Raw genomic sequence first — 12,201 nt, forward strand, 5'->3', positions numbered from 1 at the left:
GCTTTTTTTCGTTGCCTATTGGGACAGTTTTTAGAAAAACAGTAAAACCTAGGCTTTACGTGGGATAGCAAAGATACAGCTGTCTCAAAATGGATGAAAAGTGTCTCAGTCTGGTTTGGAAGGCTGAGATGAAAAAAGTGAAAATTTTTGTGTTTGTCCCCCTTAATTGACCATCAAAATGGTTACGTTCAACAATTATTGGTAGTAAATAATGAAAATACTCGTTACTGGCGGCGCTGGTTTTATTGGCTCAGCAGTCGTTCGTCATATTATCAACAATACTCAAGATAGCGTTGTTAACCTTGATAAACTGACTTATGCAGGCAATTTAGAATCACTTGTAAGCGTGGCGGCAAGTGAGCGTTATGCATTTGAGCAAGTAGATATTTGCGACCGAGCTGAATTAGATAGAGTATTTGCTAAGCATCAACCTGATGTCGTTATGCATTTGGCGGCAGAATCCCATGTAGACCGTTCAATTACTGGCCCAGCTGATTTTATTCAAACGAATATAGTAGGGACTTACACGCTACTCGAAGCCGCCCGTCAATATTGGACCGAGCTCGATGCTGAGCGTAAATCAGCTTTTCGTTTCCACCATATTTCAACTGATGAAGTGTATGGTGATTTACCTCACCCAGACGAAGTCATGGTGGACGCTAATCACGATTCACCATTAACAAGTAACCAGCTCTTGCCACTGTTTACCGAAACCACGCTTTATGCACCAAGCAGCCCTTATTCAGCGTCTAAAGCTTCGAGCGACCATCTAGTACGTGCATGGCTACGTACCTATGGTTTACCGACGATTGTGACTAATTGTTCCAACAACTACGGCCCGTTTCACTTCCCTGAAAAGTTAATCCCTCTGGTTATCCTCAATGCCCTTGAAGGCAAGCCATTACCAATTTATGGCAAAGGCGATCAGATCCGCGATTGGCTCTATGTTGAAGACCATGCTCGTGCACTATACAAAGTGGTTACAGAGGGGAATGTTGGCGAAACCTACAATATTGGTGGGCATAACGAGAAACAAAACCTAGAAGTGGTACAAACTATTTGTAGCATATTGGACTCATTAGTACCTAAAGATACGCCTTATGCTGAGCAAATTACCTATGTAACCGATAGACCTGGCCACGATCGCCGTTATGCCATTGATGCAAGCAAAATGAGTGCTGAGCTTGATTGGCAACCACAAGAAACCTTTGAAACTGGCCTACGTAAAACAGTTGAGTGGTACTTAGCAAACCAAGAATGGTGTCAGCATGTTCAAGATGGCACCTATCAGCGAGAGCGTTTAGGCATTTAATCTCTGTAACAACTTTATTTTAAAGTCCTAGTTTTTACCTAGGGCCTATTTATCTAGGAACTTGATTTAAATGAAAGGAATTATTCTCGCTGGCGGCTCTGGTACACGGTTGTATCCACTTACTCGAGGTGTGTCAAAACAACTATTACCAATTTATGATAAACCAATGATTTACTATCCTTTATCTACGCTCATGCTAGCCGGAATTCGAGATATATTGGTTATTACAACTCCTGAAGATAACGATAGCTTTAAACGGTTATTAGGTAATGGCTCAGATTTTGGTATCAACTTAAGCTATGCAGTACAACCTTCACCAGATGGCTTAGCTCAAGCCTTTATAATTGGTGAAGAATTTATCGGTGACTCAAATGTTTGCTTAGTGCTTGGTGACAATATTTTTTATGGGCAATCTTTTTCCAAGACTCTTAAAAATGCAGCGAGCCGCCCGACGGGCGCTACTGTATTTGGCTATCAAGTAAAAGACCCTGAGCGTTTTGGCGTTGTGGAGTTTGATGCAGACATGAAGGCTGTTTCTATTGAAGAAAAGCCAGCTAAGCCTAAGTCTAACTATGCAGTCACGGGTCTGTATTTTTACGATAGCAAGGTGGTGGAACTGGCAAAAGAAGTTAAACCGTCACATCGTGGCGAGCTTGAGATCACCACCCTTAATGACATGTACTTAAAAGCCGGTGAACTTAATGTCGAATTATTAGGCCGTGGCTTTGCTTGGCTTGATACCGGCACCCATGAGAGCCTGCATGAAGCCTCATCCTTTGTCCAAACCATTGAGCATGTACAAGGCTTGAAAGTGGCCTGTTTGGAAGAAATCGCTTTTCGCAATGGCTGGCTAAGCGCTGATGAGCTTAAAAATATTGCCAAGCCGATGCTTAAAAATGAGTACGGTCAGTATCTGGCACAATTGGCGGATAAAAAATGAAAATCCTTGTTACTGGAAGTAATGGCCAAGTAGGCAGTTGCCTGGTAAAGCAATTAACTGAACTGTCTGAAATTGAATGTTTGGCAGTTGATCGCGACCAATTGGATATTACTGATCGTGATGCAGTCAATAAGCTCGTTAATGAATTTAAGCCGGATGCCATTATCAACGCAGCAGCCCATACCGCAGTAGATAAAGCCGAACAAGAGGTTGAGCTTTCTTACGCCATTAATCGCTATGGGCCTGAATATTTAGCACAAGCGGCTAACAGTGTTGGTGCAAGCATACTGCATATCTCCACTGACTATGTGTTTGCAGGTGATAAAGAGGGGGCGTATGTTGAAACCGATGCTGTTGCACCTCAAGGGGTGTATGGTCACAGTAAGCTTGCGGGCGAACAGGCCGTTGCTGCGGCCTGCCCGAGGCATATTATTCTGCGTACTGCTTGGGTGTTTTGTGAAACGGGCAATAACTTTGTAAAAACCATGCTTCGATTAGCGCAATCCCGTGATGAACTTGGCGTTGTAGCTGATCAATTTGGTGGCCCAACCTACGCTGGTGATATAGCCCATGCGCTTATTGAAATAGCCAAAGCGTTGCATGCCGGCAATACCTACTTCGGGATTTATCATTTTGCAGGTAAACCCCATGTTAGTTGGTATCAATTTGCCAGTCAGATCTTTAAGCAGGCCAAGGCACAGAAGCTGTTTAGTAAAGATATCCAGGTAAACGCCATAACCTCGGATCAATACCCAACTCCAGCTAAGCGTCCTGCAAACTCCAAACTGGATTGTAGTAAGATTGAGCAAACCTTCGGTATTAAGCCTAGCGATTGGCTGGCTGCACTAAACCAATTGGCAAGCTACCAGTAAATAAATTCAACATTCAACTCTATGCACTCAACATTAATATGATGATAATCGACACCAAAATCCCCGCCGTAAAAATCATCGAACCTAAAGTCTTCGGCGATGAGCGCGGCTTTTTCTTTGAAAGTTTTAACCAACAGCAATTTGAAGCCGCCGTCGGCTACCCGGTTAACTTTGTGCAAGACAACCACTCTAAATCGAGCAAAGGCGTGTTGCGCGGCTTGCATTACCAGCTCGCCCCCCATGCCCAGGGCAAATTAGTGCGCTGCGTGGTCGGTGAAGTATTCGACGTGGCGGTAGATATTCGCAAAAATTCGCCTAACTTTGGCCAATGGGTGGGCGTGCATCTATCTGCTGAAAACAAGCGCCAACTGTGGATCCCGGAAGGCTTTGCACATGGCTTTGTGACCTTAAGTGATACGGCAGAGTTTTTGTATAAGACCACTTATTATTATCATCGCGAAAGTGAAGGTGCAATTGCATGGAATGATCTCGATATTAATATTCAATGGCCTGTTGAGAGTGTATTGCTTTCGGAAAAAGATCAAAATGCTCAATCATTTTTACAATTCAAACAGGCAGTTGAACATGCAAATTAAGCTTATCCCTCTTCAAGCTCATGGCGATGATCGTGGCTCGCTTATTGCCTTAGAAGAGGGGAAAAACATTCCATTTTCAGTTAAGCGGGTCTACTACCTTTTTAAAACCAAAGAAGGTGTGAGCCGTGGTTTTCATGCCCATAAAACACTAAAGCAAGTTGCTATTGCTGTGCGTGGCTCTTGCCGCTTTGTGCTTGATGACGGTTGTGAACGAGTTGAAGTGTTGCTTGATAATCCCGCCCAAGGTTTGTTGATTGAATCTTTTATGTGGCGGGAGATGTACGACTTTTCTGAGGATTGCGTGCTGATGGTGTTGGCTGATCAGCTTTATGATGAGTCGGATTATATTAGGGATTATGGGCTGTTCAAAGCAGAGGTTGAAAATGTTGAAATCTAAAACAATAAGCATGCGCCTAATCGAAGAGTCAGATGCGGAATTTGTCTTAAGACTGCGATTAGATCCTAGATATAACAACTTTTTATCTAAAGTCGATGCTGATCTAAATGGTCAAAAGAAGTGGATTAGAAACTATAAAATTGATGAGCATAATAAAAAACAATTTTATTTTATAATTGTAAGAAATGATGGCGTACCTTGTGGCACCGTAAGAATTTACGATATTAGAAATGATTCATTTTGTTGGGGTAGTTGGATACTTAACGAAGATAAAACTAGATATGCTGCGATAGAAAGTGCTTTATTAGTTTATGATTTTGGATTTAACGAAATGAAATATAATAAAAGTCACTTTGATGTAATGAAGGGTAATGAAAAAGTAATTAATTTCCATAAGAAATTTGGAGCAATACAAACAGGTGAGGATGAACAAAATTATTACTTTGAAATCTCAAAAGAATCTGTAGAACATTTCAAAGAAAAGTTTAAGGATTATTATGCATAGAATAGCACTTGTCACTGGCAGCTCAACTGGGATTGGTCTTGAAATAGTCAAGCTTTTAAGTGGTTCTGGGATAAAGGTCATAGCTACTTACAATTCTTCAAGCCCTACATATGAACATGCAGATGTTATTTATAGAAAATTAGATGTAACAGATCATTTAGCGTGTCATAATTTTCTTGAAGAATTGGCAGGGTTAAACATAAAGCCAGATATTTTAATTAATAATGCTGGCATTGTGCGTGACAGTATGTTCCATAAGATGAAATATGAAGATTGGTATCATGTAATAAATGTAAATTTACTGTCACTATTTAACCTGACTCAACCAGTTTTTAATATGATGAAAATTCAGGGCTATGGTCGAATAGTCAACATATCATCAGTTAACGCAAATAAGGGGCAGATCGGTCAAGTAAATTACTGTGCGGCTAAGGCTGGGATACAGGGGTTTACAAAAGCGCTTGCCTTAGAAGGTGCTAGATATGGAGTGACAGTTAATACCATTTCTCCAGGATATACAGATACAAAAATGATGAAAGAAATTAAGCCTGAGATTTTAGATAAAATAATTGATGCAATACCGTTAAAACGATTATGTAAGCCAGAAGAAATCGCAGATCTAACTCTTTATTTGACTAGCGAGCATGCTGCTTATGTGACGGGCGCAAATTACGAAATTAATGGCGGTTTGTATTTATCATAATTTTTTGGAACGAAAATGATCAACTTCTTAGATTTAAAAGCCATCAACAACCAATACCAACAAGAACTCAAAGATGCCTGTGCCCGTGTCATTGATTCCGGCTGGTATATTATGGGTAATGAATTGACCCAATTTGAAACCGAGTTTGCTGCTTATTGTGGTACCAAACATGCGATTGGCGTGGCCAATGGGCTGGATGCATTAATTCTCACCCTGCGCGCTTGGAAGGAACTGGGTAAACTGCAAGCCGGTGACGAAGTGATTGTTCAGGCCAACACTTATATCGCTTCTGTGCTGGCCATTACAGAAAATGACTTGGTGCCAGTGTTGGTTGAGCCAAACCCAGCCAGCTATAACCTCGACCCTGCCACGCTGGTTGCTGCCATTACCCCGAAAACCAAAGCCATTCTGCCAGTGCATTTATATGGCCAGTTGTGCCCGATGTCAGACATTATGGCGATTGCCAAAGCGCATAACTTATTGGTGTTGGAAGATTGCGCCCAAGCGCATGGCGCAGAGATTAACGGCAAACGTGCCGGTAACTGGGGTGATGCTGCTGCTTTTAGCTTTTATCCGGGCAAAAACCTCGGAGCCCTTGGCGATGCCGGTGCTATTACCACCAACAATGACGAATTGGCACAAACCCTCAAAGCCTTGCGCAACTATGGTTCTCATAAAAAGTATGAAAATCTGTATCAAGGCGTAAATAGCCGCCTCGATGAAATTCAAGCTGCAATGTTGCGCGTTAAGTTGCGCCATTTAGAGGCAGAAACCGCTCGTCGTCAGCATATTGCTCAAACTTACCGCGATCATATCAGTAACCCATTGATTATACTGCCACAAGTGACTGAAGAACTTGCTCATGTTTGGCATTTGTTTGTTGTGCGTTGTCAAAACCGCGAAGCTTTGCAGCAGCATTTGGCTGATAGAGGCATTCAAACGTTAATTCATTATCCTATTCCGCCGCATAAACAGCTGGCTTATCAGCAATATGCCGAGATGCATTTGCCTTTGACTGAGCAAATTCATCAACAGGTGCTTTCTATTCCGCTTGATCCTACCATGAGTGATGCGGCGGTTAAGCAAGTCATTGTCGCAATGAATGAGTTTGCTGGATGAAGCGTTTGCTCAAAGTCACCGCCATGACCGGGTTATTAACCCTACTACGCATGGCGATGGGATTTGTGATTGCTAAGGTAATTGCCATCTATACTGGCCCTACTGGTTTGGCGATACTTGGCCAAGTACAAAGCTTAGTCAGCAGTTTGAACGGCATTATTAACGCGCCCGCTGGTAGCGGTGTGGTGCGTTTTACTGCAGAGCATAAGGAACAAGGGTTTGACGCGTGCACTCCTTGGTGGCGCGCGGCCTTACAATGGATATTAATCATTTCGGCAATTGCCATTCCACTCGGGTTTATATTAGCTAAACCCATTGCCAACAGTTTATTTAAAGATGCAAATCTTGATTGGGTAGTGATGGTGATAGTGTGCGTATTGCCCTTTGCTGCAATTGGCACTCTTTGCAATTCCGTCATTAATGGCCAACAGTTATATCGGCGTTATGTCGGCCTTGGGATGCTCTCGGCGCTTATTTCGGGCAGCGTGATGCTGGTTATGATAGTTCTGCATAATATTGAGGGGGCGTTACTAGCTGCGTCTGTACAATCTGCCTTGATTGGCTTAGTTATGCTATTTGCCAACATTCGCCAGCCTTGGTTTAAGTTGCGTTATTGGTGGGGCGCGGTAGAGCCTAAGGCGCGCAAACAAATTAGTGGGTATATGCTGATGGCGATCACCAGTGCCTTAACCGTGCCGATCTCATTAATTTTTGTGCGGAGTATCTTAATTGACCAAGTTGGCTGGGATGCCGCAGGCCAGTGGCAGGCGGTGTATAAAATTTCAGAAGTCTATTTAGGGGTGATTACCATGGCGTTGGGTAGCTATTATCTGCCGCGCTTGGCATCATTAACTAGTGTTGATGCTATAGTCAGTGAAGTTAATAAAACTGTACGTGTGATTCTCCCGATTGTCGCAGCTATGGCGCTCTGTGTATATTTATTACGGGATGTGGCGATTTCACTGTTGTTCACTGAAGAATTTCGTAGCGCTCGTGAACTATTTGCAATTCAATTAACAGGAGATGTGATTAAAATTGCTAGCTGGTTGTACGCTTATCCTATGTTATCTCGTGGCGCCACTAAATGGTTTGTTAGCTCTGAAATATTCTTCTCTATAAGTCTAATAGTTTTAACCTATGTACTAGTAAAACAGTATGGGGTTGTAGGAGTAACGATTGCTTATGCAATAAATTATATGCTTTATTTTATATTGGTTTTTTTTAATATTAAGCGGATATCCAGTTTTTCAATTAGTTGAGCTTTTAAATATGCAAATGACTGTCAACCCTAAGATAGAAGAGTATATTAACAATTTTAAGACTACTATCTATCATTTTCCTCTTGATAAAGCATTAGAGCAAGCTGAACTATTGGGTTTGTTTCTGCGAGACAATGATGTAGGTATATATTCTCTAAATGACATAGAGGAATATTTAATAGACATAGTTTATGCAGAGTTGTTAAAGGGGGGGGAGTTATTTGAAAGCATCGAGCAACAAGGAATTATATTTTTAGCCTCAGAACTTTATCATTCAGGGGGGCATACGAGATTGATGGAAAGGCTTGCCACTTTTCTAGATTCTGTGCCTGATTTATTTATAACTAAGAATTCTCCTGACGATATTATACAAAGAGAAAAAAAGTTTTTTTCTACTGTAATGTGTAGCCGTAAAAGTTACTCTTCAGTTTTAGAAATGATATTCATCATCGTAAAGGTTTTATTGCGATACAAAGTTATTATCTTAAATACACACCAAGAAGACATATATGCAATTGTGGCATGTGGTTTAGCAAGAAAAATAAATAAAAATATTAAAATTCATTATGTTAATCATGCAGATCATACGTTTAGCTATGGGAGTTCAATTTCAGATGTATGGTATGAAATTAGTGCGTATGGAATTGCAGTTGATGCGATGCGCGGATTAAATTCAAAAAAATGTTTTTTAGGAATACCAATAGAAATTCCTAAGCCAACACTAATAGAGAACTATAAATTTAAAAATGGAGATTTAATTCTGACAGCTGCTTCTGCCTTCAAATACAGACCAGAACATAAGCAGAGTATTATGCCATTGATTAGCGCTTTGTTAGATAAATATGATAAGTCAAAGCTTCAGGTCATAGGCGTGAATTTGACTACCAATTATTGGTGGTGGAAGATGAAATTAAAATACTGGAAGCGGTTAAATTTATCAAATTCTTTGCCATATGAGGAGTATCTAAAAGTAACAAGTTCTGCAAAATTATATATAGATAGTCATCCTTTCCCCGGAGGAACAGCTTTTGCTGAACAATTTCTGCAAGGCAGGTTATGCGTTGGCTTAAAAAGTAAATATTCTGGTTATACACCCCTTGAATCCTTTAAAAAGGATAACGTTAAAGATGTTTTGAGTATGATCGATTCATTATGCGAGAAAGACATTCAACTAATGAAAGAGAATGTTGAAAAAAAACATGGTTATAATGCTGTAAAATTAAATTTTGTAAAATCATTTTCAAGTTGTAGTTACAATAATGGTGATTCTATATTGCCAGAACTAAAACCAAATTGGAGAGTCACTAGCATACCAATAAAAATGCATCTTACACTATCTCTTTGCAAAGTGTGTAGTTCCAAAGCGATTTCAATTTATCTATTTAAAAAAATGTACAAAAAACTCACATTAAGTTATAAGTCTTTTTAGATTGTGGTGTTAATTTTTGGTTTTAGCTCCAATGCTTTTTTGGGTGAGCAAGTTGTCGCTGGAGTGTAAAAATTGGTGATGCTTTAAGTTGGGTATTGATTGCGTAATATACGTGATTAGAAATAGAACAAAATAATTTATCGATTTTGCTTAACAAATGTCATCCTGCCAAAGCTTGCACACTGCTTATCACTGAGGGGGTATACATCAGCCTGGATTCATCGAGCGTTGATGAAAAATAGAGATAAGCTATTGGTTGGGAAGCCGATACGGTTTATTGGTAAGAGGGATATCTAGTGTAATTAGTTCAGTGTGTGCTAAAAAATTTGTATCCTTTGAGCCTGGGTTATATAAGCATTTAATGGCTTGTTGTTGCAGTACATAAACAAGGGAACAGATTTATGCATGATAACGGATAAGAAGATTGCTAACATTGAACGAGCACTAAATGCACGACCAAGGGATTGTCTGGGAATGCAACAACTTGCAGTTGTCTTCGATGATTTACATAGGGCAGCTTATAAGCTATTGATGCTCTTCGTTGTTAATTTAAACTCTGTTTCAGCCCAATTTTCTTATATTAGGTAGATCTTGCCTGCCCATATCATTTGTTAGACTCGATCTAGGTTGACGAGGTGGTTAACAGCGCTAACTGACCATCGTTTTTAGCTAGTTCATTATATCTAGCTTTTACCAATCTAATTGACATTTAAATATTCGATATGGGGTTAAACCTTGGAGCGAATACTGGTTTTCTGATGCTTGTGCTCGTAATGGATGAGAAGCTTTTTCTTGCGTAAGCGCATTCAACTTAGATGATTATATAGTCTATTTACAGTAGGCTAGACTGTGATTATTTGCATCATTAAGGGACACTGGAAGCCTGTTGCCATTATTTTGGAGTTAAGTTTTTAGTTCGTTTTTTTATAGTTTAAATATAATAAATATGTGATATATTAATAATATAGGTGATGGTTTGATTTTTAAAAATAAGTTTAACCTATTAAATTTATCAAAAGTGTTTTTGGTACTTTTGATTTTATCTATCAATGTTAATGGTGGTAATTTCTTTAGAACTAAAGAGATTTTTTTTATATTGCTTATATTTACGGGCTTTGTTTTTGGTGATTATAAAAAAATAGCACAATTACTTATGATGCTTATTATTTATTTTTCTAGTCTTTTATTTAATCTCATTTTTCCGGGAAGCAATGTAGATGTTTTCCATGGTTTGTTTTTTTCTTTAGGTTTTTTATATTTACTTCTTCTTGTCTTTGATAATCAGCGCTATAGAAATGTAACTATTGATGCGTATTTAATTTCAGCAAAAATAGTTGCTTTGTTCATTATAGTTGTTTGGATTGTATGTTTTATTTGGAATGATGTTAAATGGATTTTGATTACATTTTTTGAGTCTATAGAAAATGACAAGGTAGCTTTTATTTTTATGATTAGGGATAGGAAAATATTGGATTGGTGGGTCCCTGGTGTATATTATTCAACTGCGCCCTGTTTAATTCCTGCGTTAGCATATTATTTATCTAATTCGATTCGTAAAAACTCGAATATCAACAAAGGCACTTGTGTTATTCTTTTTTTAGGGCTTGTTTTTACTGCGGCCAGAGCAAATATGTTAGCTGCATCTATATTAGTTTTCTTATATGTCATGGCTATTAATTATCTACGCGGTCGAATAATTGTCAGTATTTTTTTTGCTTTTTTATCATCAATAGGTAGCATCATAATCATGTATCTACTTTTATCTGATGTGACTGAAGGTTCCTTAGCTGTTAAAGCTTTACATAAAGAATCATATCTTAATGAATTTAGTTCAGATTATTTTAGGATGATAGTATTTGGTTGGGCCGCTGGGTCTTCATTCTTCACTCAAGGTTTTAATGAATTTACTATGCTCACAGAGTTGACCCTATATGAGACTGTTCGAAGATATGGGCTAACAGCAACAATTTTAATATTATTTTTTATTTGGTTACCACCAATTTTTAGATCTTTTTATGGGAGATTAAAAATTGACACTGTGTTTTTAGGCGTTGGTTTGCTTATATACATTTTAGTGGCTAGTACAAATCCTTTTTTACTTGGCAGTATAGGGTTTTGTGCATTGTTTTTTTTCTCATCTGCAATAAATATGTTATCACATCAAAATAGTAAGTTTCCATGTAATAATAAGGCGAATTAATCCCCAATGAAAGTTACTGCACTTGTTACATTATTCCACCCAAGGCTGTCAATTGTTGACAATGTTAGAAAGTTGCTACTTCAAGTAGATCGGGTTATTTTATTGGACAACACTCCAATCAAAGATAATTCAGAATTGTTTTCAGGATTGAATGTTGAGTATATATTTAATGATGGTAATCTTGGGCTTTCATCTGCATTTAACGTAGGTCTTCGTTATGTTCGAGATAAACCTAGTGAGTTTGTGATCTTCTTTGATCAAGATTCAACTATATCTAACGGACATATAGAAAGATTGATTGAAGATTTCGAGGTTTTATCTAAAAAATATAAAGTAGGATGCATTGGTCCTTCATATTATGATAAAAATTCTAAAAAACTCATTAAAAATAAAGATAGAGTTTCTCTAAATGATAACTTATATTCAGTTAAGACTCTTATTACATCATCTTTGTTGGTAAAATATGATGTAATTGAGGAGATAGATGGGTGGAATGAATTCATTTTTCTTGATTATGCTGATTGGGATATATGTTGGAGAATACAACAAAGAAATTATATTTTGGTTTTAGATACTAGAGTTACTTTAGAACACGCTTTAGGGGATTCTGCTGTTAATATTGGAAAGTTATCTTTCCCTAAATACTCCCCTATAAGAGAATATTATAGAATCAGAGATTCTTTGAAGCTATTTAAAGCAAGCTACGTACCTTTTAAATATAGGTTAAGATTTATATTTACATGGCTAATTGAGCCTTTTATATATTTAATATTATTTCCAGAACGTTTAATTAGAGTTAAACTAATTTTAAAAGCATTTAAAGATGCAAGGCTTAAAGTTAATGGCTCGATAGGAACCTATTGATTTGA

The 12,201-nt window shown here is 38.3% G+C and carries 12 protein-coding genes; all 12 read left to right on the forward strand.

From position 1 onward, the window contains the following. Positions 1-211 precede the first annotated feature (211 nt). On the forward strand, positions 212-1,312 hold the full coding sequence (gene rfbB / locus AEA42_RS08350) for a dTDP-glucose 4,6-dehydratase (RefSeq protein WP_055647478.1): 1,101 nt from the start codon (positions 212-214) through the stop codon (positions 1,310-1,312). Between the two features lie 70 nt (positions 1,313-1,382). Continuing rightward, the gene (rfbA, locus tag AEA42_RS08355) at positions 1,383-2,252 is read left to right on the forward strand and encodes a glucose-1-phosphate thymidylyltransferase RfbA (RefSeq protein ID WP_055647479.1); all 870 of its coding nucleotides are present in this window, start codon (positions 1,383-1,385) and stop codon (positions 2,250-2,252) included. Continuing rightward, complete coding sequence (gene rfbD / locus AEA42_RS08360) at positions 2,249-3,124, forward strand: dTDP-4-dehydrorhamnose reductase (protein ID WP_055647480.1); 876 nt, start codon at positions 2,249-2,251, stop codon at positions 3,122-3,124. Before rfbA ends, rfbD begins: the two co-directional genes overlap by 4 nt. 38 nt (positions 3,125-3,162) lie before the next feature. Continuing rightward, entirely contained in the window at positions 3,163-3,720 is a 558-nt protein-coding gene (gene rfbC, locus AEA42_RS08365; protein ID WP_055647506.1) for a dTDP-4-dehydrorhamnose 3,5-epimerase, read from the forward strand. Then, positions 3,710-4,117 carry an FdtA/QdtA family cupin domain-containing protein gene (locus tag AEA42_RS08370; protein WP_055647481.1) on the forward strand — a complete coding sequence of 136 codons (408 nt, stop codon included), beginning with the start codon at positions 3,710-3,712 and terminating at the stop codon, positions 4,115-4,117. Before rfbC ends, AEA42_RS08370 begins: the two co-directional genes overlap by 11 nt. Then, on the forward strand, positions 4,104-4,622 hold the full coding sequence (locus AEA42_RS08375; protein ID WP_055647482.1) for a GNAT family N-acetyltransferase: 519 nt from the start codon (positions 4,104-4,106) through the stop codon (positions 4,620-4,622). The genes AEA42_RS08370 and AEA42_RS08375 overlap by 14 nt, the downstream gene beginning before the upstream one ends. Then, positions 4,615-5,325 (forward strand): 3-oxoacyl-ACP reductase, encoded by a 711-nt coding sequence (locus tag AEA42_RS08380; protein WP_055647483.1) that lies wholly within the window; start codon positions 4,615-4,617, stop codon positions 5,323-5,325. Before AEA42_RS08375 ends, AEA42_RS08380 begins: the two co-directional genes overlap by 8 nt. 15 nt (positions 5,326-5,340) lie before the next feature. Beyond that, the gene (locus AEA42_RS08385) at positions 5,341-6,444 is read left to right on the forward strand and encodes a DegT/DnrJ/EryC1/StrS family aminotransferase (protein WP_055647484.1); all 1,104 of its coding nucleotides are present in this window, start codon (positions 5,341-5,343) and stop codon (positions 6,442-6,444) included. Continuing rightward, the gene (locus AEA42_RS08390) at positions 6,441-7,703 is read left to right on the forward strand and encodes an O-antigen translocase (RefSeq protein WP_055647485.1); all 1,263 of its coding nucleotides are present in this window, start codon (positions 6,441-6,443) and stop codon (positions 7,701-7,703) included. The genes AEA42_RS08385 and AEA42_RS08390 overlap by 4 nt, the downstream gene beginning before the upstream one ends. A gap of 10 nt (positions 7,704-7,713) precedes the next feature. Further along, positions 7,714-9,132: a hypothetical protein gene (locus AEA42_RS08395; protein WP_055647486.1), complete on the forward strand. Its 1,419-nt coding sequence runs from the start codon at positions 7,714-7,716 to the stop codon at positions 9,130-9,132. A 976-nt stretch (positions 9,133-10,108) separates the two neighbouring features. Then, positions 10,109-11,332, forward strand: coding sequence for a hypothetical protein (locus AEA42_RS08405; RefSeq protein ID WP_055647488.1), 1,224 nt, complete (start codon positions 10,109-10,111; stop codon positions 11,330-11,332). A 6-nt stretch (positions 11,333-11,338) separates the two neighbouring features. Continuing rightward, positions 11,339-12,196 (forward strand): glycosyltransferase, encoded by an 858-nt coding sequence (locus AEA42_RS08410; RefSeq protein WP_055647489.1) that lies wholly within the window; start codon positions 11,339-11,341, stop codon positions 12,194-12,196. Positions 12,197-12,201 lie beyond the last annotated feature (5 nt).

Source organism: Shewanella sp. Sh95, from assembly GCF_001308045.1.
GTDB lineage: Bacteria > Pseudomonadota > Gammaproteobacteria > Enterobacterales > Shewanellaceae > Shewanella > Shewanella xiamenensis.